The following is a 25,148-nucleotide window of genomic DNA, read 5'->3' as shown; positions in this document are numbered from 1 at the left end:
ACCCTAAATCATCTTAATTTTCATACATAACAGATGTAAAACATCTAAATCTATAAATTATAATGGTATTAGAGCATTTTATACACTTTCAATATTACTATAATTAGATACTATATCTATAAAAATTGACAATAATATTGTTAATATCTTGAATATTCCAAAGCAATAGAATTATCCACCCAACTTTAGCACTCTAAACCCCTATTCTGCATAAAAACTTTTGTAATTTTACCTGCTAAAAATTTTAAAGAAAAAGACATGAGTAAAATTATGACAGTCGACGTTTTGTCGAGTATTAAAGGAGCGCAGCCATCAGAGGCAGTGAATAAATTATTTGAAGTGATTAAAAATGCCAATCCATCAAATAATAATTCTTTTAATAATCATAATAATGCGGTGTCTTTAGATAGTTTAAGAGACGATGTGGTAATAGATAGCCCATCTGTAGAAAAGCAAATTATCAAAGAAAACTTTCCAAAGGAAAAGAACGGCTATTTAGTAGTATCTAAAGTAATAGAAGAATAGTTATGAATTCTCAAATACATAAAATTCACCAACAACTGGTGGATAAGGCTATAACGTGCACACAGTTAGTGCAACAAAAACTAGAGGCTTTACAGCAAAACACCCACAACACCGTAAATGCTGTATTAGATAAAAAGGCTTTAGACTTAGCCGCAAAGGTTGATAAAAAAATAGCAAATGGGGAAACTATTGGGCTGCTAGAAGGCATCCCTTTTGGAATTAAAGATGTGTATATGGTACAAGGTACATATACTACAGCAAGTTCTAATTTATTAAAAAACTACAAATCTGCTTACAGTGCTACGGCCATTCAAAAGTTATTGGATGCTGGAGCAATTCCACTAGTAAAAGAAAATTGCGATAGTTTTGGCCATGGTTCATCTAGTGAAAACACCATTTTTGGAGCGGTTAAAAATGCTATAAATCCGCAATTAGTTGGTGGTGGTTCTAGCGGTGGTTCTGCTGTAAATGTAGCTAAAGACTACACCGTGTTTTCTATTGGTGGAGATACTGGTGGCTCTATTCGCCAACCTGCAGGTTACAATAATGTGTATGGCTTAAAACCCACTTATGGTCGTGTATCTCGATATGGCCTTATGGCTTATGCCTCCTCTACGGATTGTGTTGGCCCTATTGCCAAATCTATCGAAGATGTTCGTATTATTTTAAATGTTATTAGTGGGAAAGACGTAAAAGACCAAACCACTTATACCTCAGAAGAAATTTTAAAAGAAAATATTTTAAATACCGAAGGTGTAAAAACTGTTGGTTATTTTAAAAATTTTATTGAAAACGATGCTATTGATGCTCAAGTAAAATCAGACTTTTTAGCATCTATTGATAAAATAAAAGCTAAAGGTATTGCTGTAAAAGCTTTAGATTTCTTTGAATCTAACACTTTAGTTTCCACATATTACACTTTAGCTATGGCCGAAACTGCCTCTAATCTATCGCGTTTAGATGGCACTAATTATGGCAATAGAATTGAAGCCGAAAACTTAAAGGAAACCTATGCGGTAACCCGTTCTGAAAATTTTTCTGAAGAAACTAAACGAAGAATTGTTGGTGGAAATCAGGTACTATCTCAAGGGTTTTCAGATGAAATTTACTTGAAAGGTTTAAACCTAAGAGATCAAATTATTGAAAATTTCGAAAAAGATTTTAATACTGTTGATGTCATTCTTTCTCCTGTTACACCAAGCACACCACCAAAAATTGGTGATAGTTTAAAAGATCCTTTAGCCATGTACCTATCTGATGCCTATACCGTTGGTTTTAGTTTAGCGCAACTGCCTACACTTACCATACCACAAGGCACCCCAACAGGCTTACAAATTACAGCTGCAAAAAATAATGACGAACTCGTTTTGAAGTTTGCTAACTTCCTAAAATACACTATATAATGGATTTAGAGCAATTAAACGATTTACTTAAACACCACGAATTAGAGCTAGTAATCGGGCTAGAAACACACGTTCGGTTAAATACAAAAACAAAGTTGTTCTGTTCTTGTGCTAATCAAGAAATAGATACACCCAATGAAAATATATGCGCTGTTTGCACAGGACAAATGGGCGTTTTACCTTCTATAAATAAAGAAGCGATTACAAAAGCAATTTACTTTGGTAAGGCTGTAAAATCTACTTTTGAAAATGAAGTAATTTCTTGGGACAGAAAGCATTATGAATATCCTGACAATCCTAAAAACATACAAATTACCCAGTTTCATAATCCTGTGATTCCTGACGGTCAAGTGTCTTGTTATAGAAATGATGGCTCGCAGTTTACTGTAAACTTAACGCAGGTGCATATTGAGGAAGATGCTGCAAAATTGATGCACGAAAAAAATGTATCACTTGTAGATTTTAACAAAGCTGGTGTACCACTTATTGAAATTGTAACAGAACCTTGTATCCGCCATATTGAAGATGCTTCAATTTACGCGCAATACATTCAGCGTATTGTACAAAACTTAGGGATTTCAGAAGCGAACCTAGAGAAAGGAGAGTTTAAATCTGATGTTTCTGTATCACTTAGAAAAAAACATACCTACAATCTAAACCCGCGTACAGAAATTAAAAACCTCAACTCATTTAAGTTTATGATTGAGGCACTTAAAGAGGAGATTGAAAAACAACTTAACTATTATATAAAACATAAAGATTTTAGACCAGACCAAACCACGGTACTTTTTGATGCGGATTTAAAGCAGACAAAAACTATGCGTAAAAAAGAGTTTGAGGCAGATTATCGTTTTATTTCTGAACCCGATTTACCATTTGTAGCTATAAAAGATGTGGTAGAAAGTATTGATGTAGATTTAAGCACATTACCTTTTGCAGTAGAATCTATCTTGATAAAAGGCGGTGTTTTACCTCAAGATGCAAAGTTTTTTACGGGAGATGCATTACGTTCTGAAACCTTTATCACCATAAATAATGTTATAAAAGATCCTTCTTTTGTTGCTAAAACATTAACTAATAACATAAAACCTGAAGCATATTCTAAAATTAAAAACAGCTCTGATATTGTTGAAATTTTTAGTTTGTTTAAAGACGGTAAGGTTACACCTGTTTTGGCTCAAAATGCTATAAAATCTTTATTAGAAAATCCTGATTTTGATTACAACAGTTATTTTGAAACCAACACCATTTCAGAAGATAAAATTAATGATGCTATTGCTGAAGTAATCTCTAAAAACGAGGCTGTAGCAAATGATATTAAAGCAGGAAACCAGGGAAAAGCAGGTATTCTTGTTGGAAAAGTTATTGGTATTATCGGTAAAGGCGCTTCTGGTAAAGTTATTAGAGAACATATTTTAAAACAACTAGAAACATCTAGCAATACAGCAAATACAACAGTTACAGCTAACGCAATAGCATCAACACCAGAAACTTCAAATCAAAATTCTGAAGAAGAAATACTACCTGAAATTCCAATTGTAATAAAAGAAGAATATCGCACACATAAAGCATCTGATTTAAGTGAAGCGTCTATTGGCACAAAAGTAACTTTAGCCGGTTGGGTGTCTAGTGTAAGAGATCATGGAGAGTTAATGTTTATTGATTTACGCGATTCTAGTCATGAAATTTTTCAAGTGCGTTTAAGTAGAGAATCGTTTCCGAATATTGATGATTTGGTAAAGCTTAAACCAGAATCTGTTATTACTGTTACTGGAGAAGTTGTGCAACGTAAAACAGATGATTACAATCCATCATTACGTGCCGGAACAATTGAGTTGGAAACTTCAGAATTAGATATTTTAAACCTTTCTAAAACACTACCATTTGAAATAAAACGTGCGGATAAAACTAACGAAAGTGTACGTTTTCAATATAAATATTTAGACCATAGAAATGATGCCGTTAGAAAAGCTATCGTAAACCGCCATAAGGTGATTAAAATGATGCGTGATGTTCTAGACGAGCAAGAATTTATAGAAGTAGAAACACCGATACTTACTGCAGGTACAGACGAAGGTGCTCGAGAATTTATTGTACCTACACGAAAAAAAGCAGGTTCTTTTTATACACTACCGCAAGCACCACAACAATTTAAGCAAATATTAATGGTAAGCGGTTATGAAAAATATTTTCAAATAGCGCGTTGTTTTAGAGACGAAGATTCTCGTGGTGATAGGCAACCAGAATTTACGCAATTAGATATTGAGGTAGCTTACGCTAGCATGCAAGATATTATAGATTTAAACACTAAAATGTTTAATGCTATTGTGACTAAAATTTATGGTAAAAAATGGATTTTACATCCGTTTGAAGTGATTACGTATAAAGAAGCCATGGATTATTATGGTTGTGATAGACCCGATTTACGTTTTGGCTTAAAACTTCAAGACATTACCAGTATTGTAAAAGAAACAACGTTTCAGGTATTTAGCAAACCTATTGAAGAGGGTGGTATTGTAAAGTGTATAAAAGTTTCTGCTGAAGAACAGGGTAAAAAGCGTTTATCTAAAGGGCAAATTGAAAAACTAACCGCTATTGCACAGGATAATGGCTTGGGTGGTTTAGCCTATATTATTGTTAACGAAAGTGATTTACAATCGCCTATTATCAAGTTTTTAGGTGAAGCCATTGCTAAAAATATTATTACAACTACCAACGCAAAAGTTGGTGATATTGTATTCTTTTCTGCAGCAGATTACGATACTGCTAATAAAGCACTGGATGCTGTAAGGCAAGAATTGGGTGCAATGCTTAAACTGATACATCCAAAAGAATTGAGACCAGCTTGGGTTATAGATTTCCCTATGTTTGAAAAAACAGATGAAGGTCGCTGGACGTTTACGCACAATCCATTTTCAATGCCTGCTACATATGATATAGACAAACATATGAAGGGTAAAGACGATGAAATTGGAAGCATTATAGCGCAACAATACGATTTAATATTAAATGGCTACGAAATAGGCGGTGGCTCTGTACGTGCGCACAAACCTGAAATTTTAGAAGCTACCTATAAAAACATGGGCTACTCTAAAGCAGAAATGATGAAGAGTGTTGGCACCATGTATACTGCATTTCATTATGGGGCGCCACCTCATGGTGGTATAGCTTGGGGTGTTGATAGATTGATGATGATTTTAGAGAAAAAAGCATCAATTAGAGAGGTAATGGCATTCCCGAAAACAGGCACAAGTGAAGATTTACTGTTTAATGCTCCTTCTCCACTCTCGGATAAGAAAGTTGAAGAGATGAATGTTAAAGTGATGCGTAAATAATATTTATTGAAATATTTAAGCTGATTATATTTTACGAACCATTAGAGTGCGTAACTTATACTATAATTGAAAGAAAATATGTATTTTGTACATTATTTTATTTCTTTCTATTATGATTAAAAAAGGAAGATTATAAAATTCATTTATAAACCACCTTTCTTTATTACGCTAAATAACAATGATTAAACAAACAACGCTATTTCTATTTCTAATCCTTGGATTAAATATTTTTGCTCAAAACACCTTTTTAAAAGGTTACTATATTAATAATTCCAACGAGAGAATAGAATGTCTCATTAAAAATCTTGATTGGTTAAGTAACCCAACTGAATTTGAGTATAAGCTTTCTGAGAATTCTGAGAAAAAAATCCAGACTGTTAGTACAGTTAAAGAGTTTGAGATTTACAATACATCAAAATATATTGGACGCACTGTAAATATAGACAGGTCTAGCATTAATATTAATAAAATGGGGTATGATAAAAACCCGGTTTTTAACAAAGAACAACTATTTTTAAGAGTATTAATAGAAGGAAAAGCAAATTTGTATTTGTATGAAGATAGTGGTTTAATACGATATTTTTTTAATGAAGGTTTAAATGATGTAGAGCAATTGATCTTCAAAAATTATTTAACTGAGGATGGACAAGTTTCTAAAAATAATTTTTTTAGACGTCAATTATGGAATAGCTTAAAATGTGAAAACACCTCAATGTCTCAGGTTGGTAAAATAAATTATAGACAGACTGAATTAGTTAATTTCTTTATAGGTTATAATGAATGTACTAATTCTGAGTTTACTAATTACGCTATCAAACAAAAAAAAGATTTATTTAATTTAACCATACGCCCTGGTGTAAGAAGCGCTTCTCTTTTAGTAAGAAATGCGCAAGTTCCTTGGAGAGAATTAGATTTTGGCAAAGGGCTAACCTCTTTTAGATTAGGACTAGAGGCAGAATTTATTTTGGGGTTTAACAATAATAAGTGGTCATTAATTGTAGAACCTACATATCAAAATTTCTCATCAGAAGCAGAAAAAATTATAAACGAAAGTAGTGGAAGAAAAGTATTTGGAACTATTGACTATACATCTATTGATGTAAACCTTGGCTTAAGATATTATATATTTCTGAATGATGATTTTAAACTCTTTGCAACTTCAACTAGTGTTTTTGGTATTAGCTCATCATTAATTGAAATTATTGAAGAAAATAGTAGCACTCCAACCCTATTAGATATTAACTCTGGAGTTACGCTAGCTCTGGGTGTTGGATGTAAGTATAAGGAAAAATATAATTTAGAACTAAGATACGCACCTAAAAGAAATATTTTAAATGCGCAAGGAGCCTGGGGTACAGAATTCACTTCTGTATCACTAATCCTAGGGTACACTATATTTTAAAGTTACCTGCAAGCTGAAAAAACCGAATGAAGAAAACAATCCTGCTTATTTTATTGACAATATCAATTACGTCTTGCAAAAGTCAAGAAGAGATTGATTTTAAAGTTGGTTACTTACCAAATTACAATTACACTCTGACTCAAAAACAAATTTCGGAAAACAATGTAAAATACATTGCATCGGACGAAATACTTCAAAATTTAAAAAATAACGGCGTTGAAAATCCAACAACAACAAAAGATACAAGTCTTTTAAAAAGTATTTCTAAAACAGGTGCACTGAAAGGAAACGAATTTCCGATTGACATAGAATTGTTAGAATCTAATAATCCGACCTTAACAAGTGGAACCAAATTTTTTGGAAAATCAATTGACGGAAAAACAAAAATAGATTCTATTTATTCATTGACAATGTCAGAAGAAAAGAAGAAAACTCTTCTTCCAGCAATGGAATCTCAAATGAATCAAATCAAATATCCGAATAGAAAGATTAGGGTTGGAGAAAGTTTTGAACAGAAAAACCCAATGTCAATGCCAATTGCAGATGTCACAATTGAAATGGAAATTAACTCAATTTACACTTTAAGAAAAGTAGAAAACGGAATTGGATATTTTGACCTTGACCAAGTTTATACCATAAAATCAGCAACTAAAGATTACGAAATGGAATTGGATGGAATTGGCAAAGGACAAATCGATTATGATATCGAAAAACAGTTTTTTACTAAATTCTATTTGGAAATGGAAATGAATTTAAAAACAGAATTAGAAGCATTTAGTATTGAATTACAAACGAAAAGTACAACAGACCAAACAACTGAAATAGTAAAAGCCAGCAGGTAACAATGTGTATAATTCATTGCTAGATATGACCTACTTACGAAAGTCCTCACGGACTTTAATCTGTGATTTATTTGCTAACTTTAGTGCTTAAACACGCAACGAAATCATACACGAGACCGTTATCAAACATACTGGATAAATTATGCAGTATAACTTAACTAAAAAAAAGTCTCATAATTACTAAGCTAGGATTTAGTACAACACTCTAAAACACCAAGCTGTTTCTAAAATATTACTACAACTTTATTTTTTAGAACAAACTCCACTAATTAAGGATTAACTTTGATAAACTATAATAGTTAATAAAATAACTGACTTAAAAACAACAAAGCTAGCAAACTAGCCCGCGTTAGGGATTGAGGCATTTGTTGAAGCTCCCCGACGAAGGAGGGAGCGACTGCCGAAAGCCCGACCCGACCTTAGGAGGGTAACCTGCCTGCAATACCGCAGGTAGGCAGGCGCCCAAATTAAAATTTAAACCCTGTAAATATCTGGCACTGAATTTGTTTGTAACATATTAGTAGTTTTTACTACTTATTTGTAAAACAGGTTTAATTAAAAAAAGAAAACAATGATTAACAAAGGAACAATAGCCTTAGGCATTTTAATTGGCGCGGGTTTAGGTGTATTGCTAGCCCCCGAAAAAGGAAAAGTAACTAGAGACACTCTAAAAAAAGAGGGTAAAAATATAAAAGACCAAATAACTAAAGATTTTACTGAGGTTACTGCAGATGTATCTGAGGCGGCAAAATCTGGTAAGCACCAGTTAAAAAAAGATGCAAAAAAATTTGCATCTAAAGCGAGTTATAAAACAGAAAAAGCCATTTCATTTTTAGAAAAACAATTGGCTATACTTAAAGAAAAGAATAAAACCTATCAACAAACAAGTTAGGTGTTTAATACATACGAGATACTGAAAAGAAATTAGTATGGTAATATAAAAAAATCCAACGCTTTCACGTTGGATTTTTTATTTGTAATTGTGTATTATAATTTAAGCGTTTTGCTTCTTAATTAAATTAAGTGCAGAACCCTCATTGTACCATGCTATTTGTGCAGCATTATACGTATGGTTTAATTTGATGGTATCTTTGCTACCATCGGTATGCACAACTTCAAGTGTTAATTGTGTATCTGGTGCAAAAGCATCTAAATCTATAAAGTTAAAGGTATCATCTTCTTGAATTAAATCATAATCTGCTTCGTTTGCAAACGTTAAGCCCAACATACCTTGCTTTTTAAGGTTAGTTTCATGAATACGCGCAAAAGATTTTACGATAACCGCTGCTACACCTAAATGGCGTGGTTGCATTGCAGCATGTTCTCTTGACGACCCTTCGCCATAATTATGATCGCCTACTACTACAGTTTTTATACCAGCTGCTTTGTATGCTCTAGCAGTATCTGGAACGCCACCGTATTCTCCAGTTAATTGATTTTTAACAAAATTGGTTTTCTTACCAAAGGCATTAACTGCACCTATTAATGTATTATTGGCAATATTATCTAAATGCCCTCTATATCGTAACCATGGGCCTGCCATAGAGATATGGTCTGTAGTACATTTTCCGAAAGCCTTAATTAGTAATTTGGCTCCTGTGATTGTATCTCCAAGTGGTGTAAATGGTGTTAATAACTGTAAACGCTCTGAATCATCATTCACAACAACATTTACATGACTACCGTCTGCCTCGGGTGCTAAATACCCGTTATCATCTACCGCGAAACCTTTCGGTGGTAGTTCCCAGCCTGTTGGCTCTTCAAACATAACTTCTTCGCCATTTTCGTTGATTAACTTATCTTTTAAAGGATTAAAGTCTAAACGACCTGCAACAGCGATTGCAGCTGTTAATTCTGGAGATGCTACAAAAGCGTGTGTATTTGGATTGCCATCAGCTCGTTTAGCAAAGTTTCTATTGAAAGAATGTACTATACTATTTTTTGGTGCATTTTTAGGATCTGAATATCGTGCCCATTGTCCGATACATGGTCCACACGCATTAGTAAATATTTTAGCATCTAAATTTTCAAAAATACCTAAGATACCATCGCGTTCTGCTGTAAAACGCACTTGCTCTGATCCTGGATTAATGCCTAATTCTGCTTTCATTTTTAAACCTTTATCTATGGCTTGTTGCGCTATAGATGATGCTCTAGATAAATCTTCGTAAGAAGAATTGGTACAAGACCCAATTAATCCCCATTCTACTTTTATTGGCCAGTCGTTTGCTTTAGCTTTCTCCGTCATATCCGATCCTACTTCTGTAGATAAATCTGGGGTAAACGGTCCGTTTAATAATGGTCCTAATTCTGATAGGTTAATTTCTATAACTTGATCAAAATAAGCTTCTGGGTTCGCATAAACTTCAGGATCTGCTGTTAAATGTGCCGCTACTGCATTTGCAGCCTCAGCAACATCTGCTCTATCAGTGGCTTTTAAATAACGCTCCATAGATTCATCATAACCAAATGTTGATGTAGTAGCACCAATCTCAGCACCCATATTACAAATGGTGCCTTTTCCTGTACACGACATCGCTGTTGCGCCAGGGCCAAAATATTCTACAATAGCACCTGTACCACCTTTTACAGTTAGAATTTCTGCTACTTTTAAAATTACATCTTTTGGAGCTGTCCAACCAGATAATTTACCTGTTAACTTCACTCCTATTAGTTTAGGGAATTTTAATTCCCACGCCATACCAGCCATAACATCAACAGCATCTGCACCACCAACACCAATAGCAACCATACCTAAGCCACCAGCGTTTACTGTGTGAGAATCTGTACCAATCATCATCCCACCAGGGAATGCATAATTTTCTAAAACTACTTGATGAATTATACCCGCGCCAGGTTTCCAAAATCCAATACCATATTTATTAGATACAGATTCTAAGAAATTAAACACCTCACTACTCACCGTATTGGCGTGTTTTAAATCTGTAGCTGCACCTTCTTTGGCTTGGATTAGGTGATCGCAATGCACCGTAGTTGGTACAGCAACCTTATCTTTTCCAGCTTGCATAAATTGCAATAGTGCCATTTGAGCTGTAGCATCTTGACATGCAATTCTATCAGGAGCAAAATCTACATAATCTTTTCCTCTTACAAACGCTGTTGTTGGATTTCCATCCCATAAGTGATTATATAATATTTTTTCAGAAAGCGTTAGTGGCTTTCCAACAACTTTGCGCGCTTTATCAACGTTCTCAGCCATTTTGGAATAAACTCCTTTTATCATGTCAATATCAAATGCCATAGATTTAAATTTTTAGTTGTTATTACTCTTATTTTCTGTGTACTAAGATACGAAATTAGACTACCTTTTTAAAACCTTATACATAGACGTTTCTTATTATATTATGTTACAAACATATTGGTATAAAAATACACTAAAAACAGATACTTTAAATCCATAAAAAAAACCCGAGGATAAAAAACTCGGGCTTTTGTAATATAATTTGATGTAGAATTAAGCCATTACTAATTTCTTTTTAGAAGGTTTTAATTTAGTTAATACAATACCTTCAACAGCTTTTTCGTATTCTTCCATAGTTGGTGTTCTTCCTAAAATAGTAGATAAAACAACTACTGGTGTAGAAGATAATAACGATTCTCCTTTTTTCTCACCTGTATCTTTAACAACCCGTCCTTGGAATAAACGTGTAGAAGTTGCCATTACGGTGTCTCCAGGTTCTGCCTTTTCTTGGTTACCCATACAAAGGTTACAACCCGGACGCTCTAAGTATAATAAATTTTCATACTTAGTACGTGCTAATCCTTTTGGTGCACTATCATCAAACTCAAAACCTGAGTATTTTTGTAATACATCCCAATCGCCTTCAGCTTTTAACTCATCAACAATATTATAGGTTGGAGGTGCTACAACTAATGGTGCTTTAAATTCTACCTTACCATGTTGCGTTTCAATATTCTTTAACATTTGCGCTAAAATTTGCATATCGCCTTTATGAATCATACAAGACCCTACGAAACCTAAATCTACCTTTTTAGTACCGCCATAATATGATAGTGGTCTGATATTATCGTGTGTATAACGCTTAGAAACATCTTCGTTATTTACATCAGGATCAGCAATCATAGGTTCAGCAATCTCATCTAAATCTACAACAACCTCAGCAAAATACTTCGCATCTGCATCTGGTTTTAAAGCTGGTTTAGAACCTGACTGTAACTCTTTAATTCTTGTATTTGCTTTATCTACCAACCCTTTAAGCATTTGCTTTTCATTATCCATTCCTTTATCAATCATAATTTGGATACGATCTCTTGCAATTTCTAAGGATTCTACTAGTGTTTCTTCTTCAGAAATACATATAGATGCTTTCGCTTTCATTTCTGCAGTCCAATCTGTAAATGTAAATGCTTGATCTGAGGTTAATGTCCCGATATGAACCTCAATTATTCTTCCTTGGAACACATTATCTCCTCCAAATTGATTTAACATTTGCTCTTGAGTAGCGTGAACTACATCTCGGAAATCCATAAAAGATTTCATATTTCCTTTAAAGGTAACTTTAACCGATTCTGGAATTGGCATAGTAGCTTCGCCTGTAGCTAATGCTAGAGCAACTGTACCAGAATCTGCTCCAAAAGCAACACCTTTAGACATACGTGTGTGAGAATCTCCACCAATAATAATATCCCAATCATCAACAGTGATGTCATTTAACACTTTGTGGATAACATCTGTCATGGCGTGGTATTGTCCTTCAGGATCACGTGCTGTAATTAATCCAAAGTCATTCATAAAAGTCATTAACCTTGGAATATTTGCTTTAGATTTATCATCCCAAACAGACGCCGTATGACAACCTGATTGGTAACCTGCATCTACAATTGGCGAAATAATAGTTGCAGCCATCATTTCTAACTCTTGAGACGTCATTAATCCTGTAGTATCTTGAGAACCTACAATATTTACTTCAACGCGTACATTAGAACCCGCATGTAATGTTTTTCCTGGTGTAGTGCCAACAGCATTTTTATTGAATATTTTTTCTACAGCCGTCAATCCTTGTCCTTCTATAGAAATTTCTTTAGAAGCCGCATACACTTGTGGAATTTCTATACCTAATATTTTACACGCAATAGTTTGTAGTTTTTTACCAAAAACAACTGCGTAAGACCCTCCTGCTTTAATAAACTCCATTTTTTGTGGTGTTAATGCAGTAGAGATGTCTTTTAATTCTTTATCGCCGTTATATAATTTTTTCGTTTTAGTATTAATAGTAAGTACTGTGCCAGTAGCTACAGAGTACACTTCTTTTAATATAGGTTCGCCATCTGCATCAACAATGGTATTACCATCTGCATCTTTTTGCTTTACCCAATTTTTTAAATCTATACCTATACCACCAGTTACACCAACAGTTGTTAAAAATATTGGAGCAATACCGTTAGTACCTGCAATTACAGGCGCTATATTAATAAATGGTACGTAGGGACTAGATGAAATACCCGTCCATAATGCAACGTTGTTTACACCAGACATTCTTGAAGACCCAACACCCATGGTTCCTTTTTCGGCAACTAACATCACACGTTTATTAGGATGTTGTTCTTTTAACGCTAATAATTCATTTTGCATGTCTTTATTATGCTCAAACATACATTGCCCATGTAGCTCACGATCTGATCTGGAATGTGCATCAGCACCTGGAGACAATAAATCTGTAGATATATCGCCCACTCCAGCAATGTAGGTAACTATTTCAATCTCTTCTTCAACCTCTGGAAGTTTTGTAAAGAATTCTGCTTTTGCATAGCTTTCTAATAATTCTTTAGCTATTGCGTTACCAGCTTTATAAGCATTTTCTAATTTTTCAGTATCTGCTTCGTATAAAAACACTTGTGTTTTCAATACTTTTGCTGCTTCTGCTGCTATTGTTGCATCATCACCTAAAGCTAAATCTAACAACACGTCTACAGAAGGACCACCTTTCATATGCGATAATTGCTCAAACGCAAAGGTTGGCGTAATTTCTTCAACTACAGATGTTCCAAGAATAATCTCTTTTAAAAAAGCAGCTTTTACACCAGCAGCACTTGTGGTACCAGGTAAAACATTATAGATAAAAAAGTTTAAAGAATCTGCTCTATGTGGATGATCTGAATCCTTAATTTGCGAAATAATTTCGCTTAATAATTCAGCTCCGTCAATTGGCTTAGGGTGCAAGCTAAGAGCTTTTCTTTCTTCGATTTCCTTGATGTAATCGTTATAGTTCATAAAAAGATGATTTCAATGTTAAATTTTACTTCAAAAAGCGACGCAAAATACAAATTTAATATATAGATGAAAAAGGAAAGACCATATAAAAACTAAGTAATAATACGTAATTACTATTGTATCATAATTACGTAATATGATTGCTCTTTATTTAATAATAGGAGAACATTTATAATAAATTAATAATTTAAGATTTATCGATACCTTTGAAACAAACCAAACATAAAAATGCTTTTTATAGTTTTAAGCTGGATTTATATTACGATAACATGCCTTAATTTTGGGTTTGTTTTTAGAAAATTTCTAAATATAAAGGACTGTCATTTTTCTATTCATCAAGTTTTAGGGCTTTTTCTATATACCTTAATTACTACTACAACAGCTTTTTTTATTAGAATTAATATTGAATATTATATCAGTATTTTAATATTGAATTGTGTACTTACTTTTATTTTTAGAATACAAATTATCACATATTTTATTGATGTATACAATACATTAAAAACGTTTAATAAAAAACTTAAGGTATTATATGTTTTACTATTTATAATTGTATTAACACAAAGCGCCACAAAACCCTATTTAATTGATAATGAATCTTATTACATACAAACCATAAAATGGATTAATGAATTTGGTTATGTAAAAGGGTTAGCAAATTTGCATTTATTCTTAGGGCAAAATTCGTCATGGCATACGTTACAAGCTGGTTTTAACTTCCCGTTTATAGCAAATATTTTTAATGATATTAACGGGTTTATTTATATCACTTTAGGATTTTTATTTGTAGAAAAACTTAGCAATGCATCACACAAACAGGATTTTTTTATAGGCCTAATACTAGTATTCAGCTTATTTTTTATGCAGTTTGTTAATGCGCCTTCACCGGATTTAATCATTTTTTTAATGGCACCTTACATTGTTTATGAATATCTTGTAAATGGTGATAATATGTCTGCTTCTAAATTCAATATCCTATTCAGTAGTGTGCTTTTTTTATGTTTTGTTAAAGTAACAACGATAGTATTCGCGCTTTTAATTTTGATACTTTTCATTAAAAACTTTAAGATTTTAAAAGAGAATATTACTCGCTATATCATACTTTCTACATCTGTTTTAGGATTATTTTTACTTAAAAACCTCATTATATCTGGACATTTATTTTACCCAACTGCAGCTTTTGATCTTTTAAGTATAGACTGGAAATTACCTCCTGAGCTATTACAGCTATATAAAACAGGAACCTATCAATCTGGTATGAATGATAGTGACGTATCTCAGTTTAGTTTTTTTGAAAAATTGAAATATTGGTTGCAAATACCTAAACTAGATGGGGTATTTAATAAGTTGTTTTTATTATTACTGATTATTTTTCCATTTTTTATTCTGAAAAGTAAAGCAAAGAAACCGTTACTTCTTATCTACCTATTAGCCGTTTTACAATTTACGCTAGCGTGGTTAAATTCACCACAATACCGATTTTTTATAGTCTTTATTATTATAATATCACTTCAGATATTTATAAGAATATTTAAATCAAGACGAATAGGTACTATACTTATTTATACGTCTTTAGTTTTAAGTGCTATTCCTATCCTAGTTCCTTTAAACTTAAAGAATTTTACTTCTAATAAATATTTAATTTTAACGAGCAACTTTAAGTTTAAAAATATTTTAATTCCAGAAGAAAGCACTAAAACTGCAACAACTTTCTCTAAAGAAAATATTGATGGTTTTAAGTATAATTCTCCAGATATAGACGTGTTTTTTTGGGGAACAGGCAATGGTGATTTACCGTGTGTTAACAAACAACAAGTAGACTATATTAAAGATTATTACTATTACACACCGCAACTAAGGGGTAATAATTTAAAAGATGGATTTATTTCTAAACCCTCTAAAACAAAATGATTTTGTTTGCACTAGAATAAACTCTTAATAATTTGCTTTTCTGATATACCTTCAGCTTCAGCTTTATAGTTTTTTATAATACGATGTCTCAATATACTGGTTGCCACAGCTTGAACATCTTCGTTATCTGGAGAAAATTTACCGTTTATAACAGCATGTGTTTTAGCCGCTAAAATTAGGTTTTGTGATGCTCTAGGGCCTGCTCCCCAATCTATATATTGTTTTATAATATCTGGCGCCGAAGTACTATTTGGTCTAGTTTTCCCTACCATAGAAACTGCATATTCAATAACATTATCAGCTACAGGTATTCTTCTAATAACATTTTGAAATTCTATAATCTCAGCAGTTGAGAATAAAGCATTCACTTCAACCTTAACATCAGTGGTTGTGGCTTTTACTACTTTAACCTCTTCATCGAAAGAAGGGTATTCTAAATTAATTGCAAACATAAAACGGTCTAGTTGAGCTTCGGGTAAAGGATATGTACCTTCTTGCTCAATAGGGTTTTGTGTTGCTAATACAAAATATGGTAAATCTAATTTATAGTGGTGTCCCGCAACTGTTACTGCACGTTCTTGCATTGCTTCTAATAAAGCTGCTTGAGTTTTAGGAGGTGTTCTATTTATTTCATCGGCTAAAATAATATTGGCAAATATTGGGCCTTTTATAAACTTAAAGTTACGGTCTTCGTCTAAAATTTCACTACCTAAAATATCACTAGGCATTAAATCTGGTGTAAATTGAATACGCTTAAAATCTAATCCTAATGCTTTTGCAATAGTATTAACCATCAAGGTTTTTGCTAAGCCTGGTACACCAACAAGTAATGAATGCCCCCCAGAAAAAACAGAAATTAAAATTTGATTTACAACATCATCCTGCCCTACTATTACTTTGGCTACTTCTTGTTTTAAATCCTTATACTTTTTTACAAATTGTTGTACTGCAGCAACATCAGACATAGGCTATTATTTTTTTAACCAATTACTAGAAAATTCACAACCTCTCATACTACCAGTTATCTTAATATAGGTAGCATCAATTTTTTCAGTTTGCCAATCCTCAATAGCTTTAATTTTTTTCTCGTTTAAGGCTAGTTCTTTAATTTTCAAAAAATCTGACGCATAATCTGCATCGTGGTCTTCTGTTCTATCAAATACTGTTAAAATCTTAAACTTTAATTTATTAGACCTATCTGTTTCTCCTACTACCTCGCTTATTTCACCTTCTTTTAAATCTTGAATTTGCGAGTAAAACTCAGGATCCATTCGCGTTAATTCAAAATTATAATCTTGAGTTTCTGGATTTATTAGTTTACCACCATCAAATTTTGTAGTCTCATCATCACTGATTTCTTTAGCGGCATTCTCAAAAGTAATTTCGCCACTAACAATTTGCTGTCTTACTTTTTCTAATTTTTCCTTTGCTTCTATAACAGCATCATCTGAAACTTTGGGGATTAAAAGCACGTGACTAACATCGTATTCTTGACCTCTGATTTTTTCACAATATACGATATGGAATCCAAAATCTGATTCAAAAGGTTCAGACACTTCGCCTTCTTGTAAGGCAAATGCAGCTTCTCTAAACTCTTTAACCATTCTAGGTTTTTTTCTATTCAACGTATATTTATATCCTGATTGTTTTATACCTGGATCTTGACCATACAGGATAACCTTAGATCTAAAACTTGCACCGTTTTCCTCAACATCTGCTTTAAATTGTTTTAGCTGGTTTAATATTCTTTGTTTTTCTTCTAAAGATACTTTAGGCTCTACTACTATTTGGGATACTTTTAACTCTGTACCAAAACTTGGGCGCTCTTCTTTAGGTATTTTATTAAAAAACTGTCGTACTTCTTCTGGTGTTATTTCAATGTCTTGTATCACTTTAGATTGCATGCGTTGCGACAACATCATATCTTTATTCGCCTTATACATTTCATCTCTCAAACTTTCTTCATTTTCCTTATTGTAGAGACTTAACAAACGATCCATATCTCCATTTACCTGTTGCAAAAACTGTTGTACTTGATAATCTACACTATTTCTTATTTCAGCATCAGAAACTATGATACTATCTTGTATAGCTTGGTGTGCGTATAATTTATTCTCTAAAAGCTTACCGAAAATTTGACATCGTGTTATTTCTTTGGTGTCTACACCTGATGCTTGTAGTTGTAAAAATTCCTTATCAATATCAGAGTTTAAAACAATATAATCTCCCACAACACCTTCTACAGCATCAATTTTTATAGCCTTAAATGCACCCGTAGAATCTATGTCTTTATTTTGCTGTTCCGCATTTGCATCAACACTTGGTGTATCTTCTATAATTTCTTGTGCTTGTATCGAAAATACAGTTACAAGCATTAATAGGAATATTAACTTTTTATTAATTGTAGATTTCAAATTCCTTGTTTTTAATCGCATCTTTTGTAATATCTTTTTCTAATTTTTTAATAAGTTCTAGCTTACGCCTATTAATAACTATTTGGTTTATTATTGGCTTAACATACTCAAGTGGTGCAGTATCATTACGCAACAACACCTGATTTACTTGCATCAAATATACTCCTAATGAGTCTGTGAGTTGCACAAAATTAGATTTTTTTAACAGTTGATTTTTATTTTCTGAATTAACACCTGGTATTTTAGAAATAACTTGACTCATTTTAACCCAAATGGAATCATTTAGTGAGTAAGATTTAAATTGTATAGCCATAGAATCTAGAGCTATTTTATCGCTGCTATTAAATTCTTGAAAGCGTTTTTTAATGCCTTTTAGGTCTATTATATTTTTATCAACATGAATGTATCTAAATTTTATAAGCTCCTCATTTAATTTAAATGCTTCTTTATTTCCTTCATAATAAGTAGCAGCCTCGGCTTTACTTACTGCTGTATCTAAATTACGCTTAACAAGTGCCTCTAAATAAGCTTTACTAAAAAGATCATTTTTATATTGGTCTATAAGTTTATTGAAATGTTTTTGTTTCTTTTCACTTAAATTAATCTGAGCGCCATCGACTAATAGCTGCTCTGTAGCCCATTCTTTAATAAAATTTTGAACAATTAATGTACTATCCTGTCCTGAAACTGCATCTGATAATACACTCACTAAATCATCCTGATATAGATAGTTATCACCAACTCTTGCAATAGGTTTACGCTCATCTGTTTCTTTATAAAAATTACAAGATGTTACACAAACAATTAAAATTGATAGTATTGAGAGGGATTTTATTCGCACTGTTAACCTTTAATTTCTTCTTTAACTTTCTTCAAGACATCTTCATTAATAATCACTTTATATTTTGCTCTAAGTTCTTCGAGCCATAAATTTTCTTTTTGAGTTTGATAATCACTCAATACCAAACCTTTTACCTCATCATAAGATTTTTCTGTTTTTGGTAATACTTCCATAACATTTGCAACAATAAAACCATTATTGTGTTTATACACTTTAGAAACTCCTTTTTGCTGTATATCGAAATTTTTAGGTAGTGCTTGATGATTTACATCCATGGTATCAACAGTGAAAATTACATTAACTTCGCCATTAGTATTTACCAACGATTTAATATTTTCAATATCCATTTTTTCTCTCATCAATTTAGCTACTTTTTTAATCACTTTTTTATTTGAAGATGAGGCTACCGTTGCATTAATGCGTATTGGCCAAAAATAGTTTTGCTTATGATTTTTATAGAAATTTTTAATAGCTACAGAATCTGTTTTAGCAGATTGCCATATAGTGGTTTCCATTAAATCAAACAATAATAATCCGTCCCTATATTCTCCTAAAACATGGGCAAATTCTTCATTTTCATACTCTAAATTCTCTTCTTGATAGGTTTTTAAGTTAGAGCTTAAAAATGAATTGTAAGCAGTATTTATTATTTCTTCAAACCCTTTTTTACTTCTAGTACGTTTTTGTTGAGATAGTAAAAAATTACCAAAGTCTTCATTTGTTACTATTTTATTACCAATCTTTAAAAATTGTGTTTCTTTCTTAAAGCCCTCTGGCAATTTCCATGTACGCTGATAAAAATCTTCATTTAAAATAGATGTAAAATACTTTAAATCTACATCTTGATTTGTAATATTATACTTTTCCTTAAGCTTAGTAATTAAAGCGTCATCTATTAATTTTGATCGCGTATCACGCCTTACCTTTTCTTCTAATTCTGATTTTAATTCGTCAAAAGAACCTATTGGCTTTTTATTTACTAATTTAATAATATGCCACCCAAAATTAGTTTTTACAGGTTTAGACATATCCCCTTCATTTTCGAGTGCAAAAGCTACTTCTTCAAATTCTGGTACGCTTAACTGCCCACTAGAAAATGATTTTAATAAACCGCCGCTTGGGGCGGAATTTGTATCATCTGAAAATTCTTTTGCTAAATCTTCAAAAGTTTCTCCTTGTTCAATTTTTTTATATATTTCTCTTATTCTAGTCTCAGCATCAGATAATGTATCCTTTGGTTTAGTCTTTATCATAATGTGTTTTACCGTACGCTCACCTCTAGCTTTACGCTTATCAAAAACCTTAACTATATGATAGCCAAAACGCGTTCTAAATGGTTGAGATATGTCTCCAACAGGAGTATTAAATGCCACTTTCTCAAACTTATAAACCATTCTAAAACCAGAAAACCAACCTAATTCTTCACCAAAAAGTGTTTTGCCATTATGTACTTCTTTTCTAACATTTTCAAAACCATTCTTAATAGACCGTTCACGCAATTCATTTATTTTGTTAAAGGCTTTTAAAGTATCTTGTGGTGTAGCACCTTCTACAACACGCACCAAGATATGATTAGCCTTAATAGTATTAGAAATATTAGCATAAGCCTCTTTAACTAGTGCATCAGTAACTTTTGCATCAGTTATATAATTTTTAGCTAATTGTTTTTTATATGTATCTAACTCTCTTTTGTATGATGCTTTTTCGTGTAAACCCAAAGCTTTAGCTTCGTTGAGTTTTAATTTATAGTTGGTAAATAATTTTAAGTACTCATCAACATCTTTTTGAGACTCGTCTTGAACCAAATTTAAATTTTTATTGTAAACTCTTAAAAATTCTGAAACATAAACAGGATCATCAGCAACAGTAAATAGCACCTGCTTTTTTGATGTTTGGGCAAGTGCAAACACAGAAAAAAATAATATAAAAACTAAGGAGTTATACTTCAATGTCATAATAAAATTTTACTTTTAAACAGATACAAAAATACTAATATATAGCTTTAAAACAAGTTGTTTTAATAAACGTAAATAAACTAAGTTTATTTTATTTCGTTTATGAGATAAACACTATTTTTATTTCTCTGAAAACTAAAAAAAGTACATGCGAAAACTAAAGCTAATATGGGATTTTAGAGGACCTGATGCTACAAAAATTGCGGAACATCATGAGTTTCATCTAAAAGAATATATCAAGATTGAAAAACTAGAGTTAAATATTACAGGTTTTGAAATAATTAATAACATGCACACTATTGCGTTTATGGTTGTTTTAGAACACCAAATGAAACCTGTGCGCGATGCCCTAAAACCGCATAGAGGTATGCTTTATAATGAATAATTTATAATTTAATATTTAGCAAAACCTGTAGCTTAATATTCGTATTTTATTTGTTACTTTAGTGATAATTACAAACTATACATGAATTTAGACCAGCTTGTTAACAAATTTCAACAAAAAGACGTAAAAGCGTTTGAAAAATTATATGCTATGTATAGTGACAGTATGCACGGTGTGATATACAATATTGTAAGAGACCATAATGTAGCAGAAGAGGTGATGCAGGATGTATTTGTTAAGATTTGGCAAAAATCTGATAGTTATACTAAAAAGAAGGGGCGCTTCTTTACATGGATTCTAAATATTGCCCGTAACGCAGCTATTGATAAAACCCGCTCTAAAAACTTTAAAAAAACAAAACAAAACCTAGATGCCACTTTTTTCGTAGATATAATTGAAAGCAATGATAATCTTGATAACACAACTGACGCTATAGGTATAAAAACTTTTGTTAGTAAACTAGCTGAAAAGTGTAAGCAAGTTATTGAGTTATTATATTTTAAAGGATACACACAAAGCGAGGCTTCTGAAGCATTAGATATGCCTATTGGAACTATTAAAACTCGCAATAGAAATTGTATTAAAGAATTGAGAAATATAGTTTTAAACTAGTAAAATGGATATTAACGCGTACATATCATCTGGGATTTTAGAGCTCTACGTAGCTGGTTCGCTTTCTGAAAAAGAAAATGCAGAAGTGTATACGCTTATGCAAAAGCACCCAGAAATTTTACAAGAAGTTTTAGAGATAGAAACTGCAATTGTTACATTAACAGCATCTACATCTCAACGCAACAATAATCACATTTTAAATACAGTTAAGCAAGAATTAGGTATTGATAATGATAGAGACGATACTAAAGTTATCCCTATTACTAAACCTAAATATAATTGGATTGCATATACCGGTTGGGCAGCTTCTATTGTTTTAGCAGCAGGTTTATTTTGGTCTTTAAATCAAAATAAGCAATTAAAATCTGATATTCAGGTTACAGAAACGCAACAGTCCTTGTTAGAAACACAAATCGAGTTTTCTAAAAACAACCTAGAAGAAGCACAAACTTTAATTTCTGTTTTACGAGATGATACTATTTTAAAAACACCTTTGGCAGGTCAAGGAAATTTTGCGGATACTTATGCTAAAGTATATTGGGATAAAGATGAAAAACGTATTTTTTTAGATGTTGAAGGTTTACCAGATCCTCCAGAGGGTAAGGTGTATCAAGTATGGTCTTTAACACTAAACCCGCTTACCCCTACAAGTTTAGGTACTATTGACGACTTTAAAACAGATGCTAACAAAATCTTTGAAATTAAAAACGTAAATACAAGTGAGGCTTTTGGTATTACTTTAGAACCTGCTGGTGGAAGCCCTACTCCTACTATGGAACAACTGTATACTTTAGGCGTGGTTAGCACATCATAATTATTCTAGAATATTACAGATTTGGGTAAATTATTAGAACTGCAAAATGTATGAGAAAAATTCTACACATATTAACTTTTGGAATTTTAATTTATTCCTGTTCTTCCTCGAAAGTTGTTAATATTAAAACTAAATACTTCGACGAAAACAATTTAAAAATAAGCAAATCAAAGTTTCAACGAATTCTTTCTACAAATAAATTATTAGATATTCCCGGAGATTCTATTCATCATAAAAAACTGACTTTAAGGGAAAAACGTGGTAAAATAACAAATAGAGTTTTATTGGAATCTCTACTTGAGAAAGAAACAAATCAAGAATTAGATGCAACTAAACCAATAGTTATAATTTATTATCCAGGAAAAGACCATTGTAATTCAAGTGGCTCAACTATTAAAGAATCAAGAAAAATTTGGTTTAAACAATTAGAAGACGGAATAAATCAAGTTGCTCAAACTAAACCGATTTATCTTTATAAAGATAATGACGGTTTAGAAAAATATAATGGAGTTTTGACTTGGTATAAAGACCCAGAAGAAACTGTTGAAAGACTTTTTTTTCAATATCATTATCCTTGTAGCAGTTTTGTGGTAATTTCAAAAGACGGAAACTATATTAGTTATTTTGGCGAATTTGGAAAAGAATATGTTTGGAAGGCAACTCAAATTATGAATAAATAAATACGTTTTACGACTAGTTATATAACTAACAACTAATTAGTTGATAAATCGCATTTATAGCCTATTTGGGAAGTTACCAAATTTTAAATTATATACTAGGAGCCACATACAGTGACATTATCTTAAATAAAATTCCTTTTATTTCATAATCCTAGTAATGAACATCACCCTATAATAGATAAACTTGCACCCGCTAGAGAAAAATAAGTTATTTGATACTCTGCAACAAATAAATTTTCTTAAAGTACTGCCAAATTCATTTGAAATCTACATCAAAAAAAAAAAAAAAAATATCAAACAATTACAGTAATAAAAAAACCCCCAAATGTATTTCTACAAATGGAGGTTCCAATCAAACAAAAAACTTAAACCGAACATTTAAGAAGGTTTAAAATGATAACAACCAATCCCTCAATCGATTATTAATCAATGCTTTATATGTTTTTAATATGTTCAATGATTATTGGCCCTAATTCAAAACTACTTTCCAAAAGTTCGTTCTTCAATACTTGCGCTACATCTAATTTTCCGTTTGCTTTATATATTTCGGCCATGTGGTATAACACTTCTGGCTCAAAAGTTTTTCCTGCTACGTGATTTTCAATAACCTCTAAAGCATCAGCAGTTTCTCCTTGATTAAAATGTGTCCAGGCTAATAAATCGTAGGATTGAGCTGTAGGTCTATTATTTATTTCTTTATTGGCAATTTTTAAAGCTGTAGCCGTTTTTGTTTTATTTTCAGCAAAAAGCAATACGTTGTATTTATTATACATATCGCCATATAAGTCATTTTCTACTGCTTTTCTATAAGCTGCAATTTCTTTTTGTTTTAATACAGTATCACCCTTAAATTCTGCTATTTCTGCTTTTAGTAGGTGATAATCAGGTGCAAAATAATTAGCTGTAGTTGCATTTAAAATACGTAAAGCTTCATCTGCATTTTTCTCATACGAGTATATAATCCAAGCTATTCCCTTTTTAGCATAAGCATCATTAGGATCTAAATTTAAAGCTTTCAAATAATTATTATAAGACGCCTTTATTTGTCCTGCGTGTCCATAATAATCAGCTAAATTAGTGTATGCCCATTGCATTAAGCCCTTGTTTTTTGAAACCTCTACCATTTCAGTAGCTTTTTCCAAATAAAGAATGGCTTTATCTAAATCTCCATTATGATCGCTCCATTTTGACTTTCTAATTAAAAAATCGAAATCTGAAAAATTTTCAATTTTATCTAAGTATACTTTAGCTTCAGATACATTACCTAGTTCTAAATACACATCAAATAACATTTTTTGAGTAGATTTTAATCTATCACCATTAATTTCGGCTTTTTCTAATAATGCCAAGGCATCCTTAAATTTATGCTGAGAAATATAATTTCTAGCTAAAGCTCTTAAATAACCAGAATTGTTATAGTTAGTAGCTTTATTTAAGGCAATTAATTTTTTTTCAGCAGTTATTAAATATTCAATTTTACCTGTTTTATTAAATAAAAGAGATTGAGATGCTGCAGCTTTTCCCAAATAAGGGAATTGATTTGGCTCTTTTTCTAGCTTTTTTTCCCAAAACATATAATCTTGCTGTGCAGCACCCAAAATCTTATCTTCATTAACTTGTAAGTAATGCTTATAGTCTTCAACATTTGAGACTAATTCTGGTGTATTTGTGTTGGTTTTACAACCAAAGACAAATAATATCAGTGTAAAAAATATTAGGTTTAAAGTTTTCATGTTATTTTGTTTTATGTTTGAAATAAAAAATAATCCGAGTATG

Annotated in this window: 18 protein-coding genes; 11 read left to right on the top strand and 7 right to left on the bottom strand. The window is 31.9% G+C overall.

Features of this window, described 5'->3' with window-relative positions:
- Positions 1-258 precede the first annotated feature (258 nt).
- The 6 genes from ACKGJY_RS08260 (at position 259) to ACKGJY_RS08235 (ending at position 8,399) form a co-directional block, all read left to right on the top strand.
- Positions 259-525 (top strand): hypothetical protein, encoded by a 267-nt coding sequence (locus tag ACKGJY_RS08260; RefSeq protein ID WP_413973408.1) that lies wholly within the window; start codon positions 259-261, stop codon positions 523-525.
- Positions 526-527: 2 nt separating this feature from the next.
- Entirely contained in the window at positions 528-1,928 is a 1,401-nt protein-coding gene (locus ACKGJY_RS08255; RefSeq protein WP_413973407.1) for an amidase family protein, read from the top strand.
- On the top strand, positions 1,928-5,263 hold the full coding sequence (gene gatB/aspS, locus ACKGJY_RS08250) for a bifunctional amidotransferase subunit GatB/aspartate--tRNA ligase AspS (protein ID WP_413973406.1): 3,336 nt from the start codon (positions 1,928-1,930) through the stop codon (positions 5,261-5,263). Before ACKGJY_RS08255 ends, gatB/aspS begins: the two co-directional genes overlap by 1 nt.
- 178 nt (positions 5,264-5,441) lie before the next feature.
- Positions 5,442-6,665 (top strand): tRNA modification GTPase, encoded by a 1,224-nt coding sequence (locus ACKGJY_RS08245; RefSeq protein ID WP_413973405.1) that lies wholly within the window; start codon positions 5,442-5,444, stop codon positions 6,663-6,665.
- A gap of 26 nt (positions 6,666-6,691) precedes the next feature.
- Positions 6,692-7,507 carry a hypothetical protein gene (locus ACKGJY_RS08240; RefSeq protein WP_413973404.1) on the top strand — a complete coding sequence of 272 codons (816 nt, stop codon included), beginning with the start codon at positions 6,692-6,694 and terminating at the stop codon, positions 7,505-7,507.
- A gap of 571 nt (positions 7,508-8,078) precedes the next feature.
- A complete protein-coding gene (locus ACKGJY_RS08235) occupies positions 8,079-8,399 on the top strand; it encodes a YtxH domain-containing protein (RefSeq protein WP_413973403.1) in 321 nt (106 codons plus the stop codon).
- Positions 8,400-8,501: 102 nt separating this feature from the next.
- Here ACKGJY_RS08235 and ACKGJY_RS08230 read toward each other — a convergent pair whose 3' ends face one another.
- Positions 8,502-10,769, bottom strand: a complete 2,268-nt coding sequence (locus ACKGJY_RS08230; RefSeq protein ID WP_413973402.1) for an aconitate hydratase — start codon at positions 10,767-10,769, stop codon at positions 8,502-8,504.
- Positions 10,770-10,982: 213 nt separating this feature from the next.
- Positions 10,983-13,760: a bifunctional aconitate hydratase 2/2-methylisocitrate dehydratase gene (locus ACKGJY_RS08225; RefSeq protein WP_413973401.1), complete on the bottom strand. Its 2,778-nt coding sequence runs from the start codon at positions 13,758-13,760 to the stop codon at positions 10,983-10,985.
- A gap of 228 nt (positions 13,761-13,988) precedes the next feature.
- On the opposite strand from ACKGJY_RS08225, the gene ACKGJY_RS08220 reads away from it, so the two are divergent.
- Entirely contained in the window at positions 13,989-15,671 is a 1,683-nt protein-coding gene (locus ACKGJY_RS08220; protein WP_413973400.1) for an LIC_10190 family membrane protein, read from the top strand.
- Between the two features lie 11 nt (positions 15,672-15,682).
- On the opposite strand, the gene ACKGJY_RS08215 is transcribed toward ACKGJY_RS08220, so the two are convergent.
- The 4 genes from ACKGJY_RS08215 to ACKGJY_RS08200 are packed head-to-tail and all read right to left on the bottom strand — an operon-like array spanning position 15,683 to position 20,881.
- Positions 15,683-16,636, bottom strand: coding sequence for an AAA family ATPase (locus ACKGJY_RS08215; protein ID WP_413973399.1), 954 nt, complete (start codon positions 16,634-16,636; stop codon positions 15,683-15,685).
- A 6-nt stretch (positions 16,637-16,642) separates the two neighbouring features.
- A complete protein-coding gene (locus ACKGJY_RS08210; protein WP_413973398.1) occupies positions 16,643-18,085 on the bottom strand; it encodes a peptidylprolyl isomerase in 1,443 nt (480 codons plus the stop codon).
- A complete protein-coding gene (locus ACKGJY_RS08205; protein WP_413973397.1) occupies positions 18,069-18,926 on the bottom strand; it encodes a peptidyl-prolyl cis-trans isomerase in 858 nt (285 codons plus the stop codon). The genes ACKGJY_RS08210 and ACKGJY_RS08205 overlap by 17 nt, the downstream gene beginning before the upstream one ends.
- Positions 18,927-18,928: 2 nt before the next feature.
- Positions 18,929-20,881, bottom strand: a complete 1,953-nt coding sequence (locus ACKGJY_RS08200) for a peptidylprolyl isomerase (protein WP_413973396.1) — start codon at positions 20,879-20,881, stop codon at positions 18,929-18,931.
- A 148-nt stretch (positions 20,882-21,029) separates the two neighbouring features.
- Here ACKGJY_RS08200 and ACKGJY_RS08195 point away from each other — a divergent pair, with 148 nt between their 5' ends.
- From ACKGJY_RS08195 to ACKGJY_RS08180, 4 genes are all read left to right on the top strand, one after another.
- Positions 21,030-21,266, top strand: a complete 237-nt coding sequence (locus ACKGJY_RS08195) for a hypothetical protein (protein WP_413973395.1) — start codon at positions 21,030-21,032, stop codon at positions 21,264-21,266.
- Positions 21,267-21,347: 81 nt separating this feature from the next.
- Entirely contained in the window at positions 21,348-21,878 is a 531-nt protein-coding gene (locus ACKGJY_RS08190) for an RNA polymerase sigma factor (protein WP_413973394.1), read from the top strand.
- A 4-nt stretch (positions 21,879-21,882) separates the two neighbouring features.
- Positions 21,883-22,692 carry an anti-sigma factor domain-containing protein gene (locus tag ACKGJY_RS08185; protein ID WP_413973393.1) on the top strand — a complete coding sequence of 270 codons (810 nt, stop codon included), beginning with the start codon at positions 21,883-21,885 and terminating at the stop codon, positions 22,690-22,692.
- Between the two features lie 50 nt (positions 22,693-22,742).
- On the top strand, positions 22,743-23,372 hold the full coding sequence (locus tag ACKGJY_RS08180; protein WP_413973392.1) for a hypothetical protein: 630 nt from the start codon (positions 22,743-22,745) through the stop codon (positions 23,370-23,372).
- A 434-nt stretch (positions 23,373-23,806) separates the two neighbouring features.
- Here ACKGJY_RS08180 and ACKGJY_RS08175 read toward each other — a convergent pair whose 3' ends face one another.
- Positions 23,807-25,105, bottom strand: coding sequence for a tetratricopeptide repeat protein (locus tag ACKGJY_RS08175; protein ID WP_413973391.1), 1,299 nt, complete (start codon positions 25,103-25,105; stop codon positions 23,807-23,809).
- Positions 25,106-25,148 lie beyond the last annotated feature (43 nt).

This window comes from Hyunsoonleella sp. 2307UL5-6 (assembly GCF_047345485.1).
Classification (GTDB): Bacteria; Bacteroidota; Bacteroidia; order Flavobacteriales; family Flavobacteriaceae; genus Jejuia.
The sequence above is the reverse complement of the archived record's forward strand: the minus strand, read 5'-3'. Positions and strand labels throughout refer to the sequence as shown.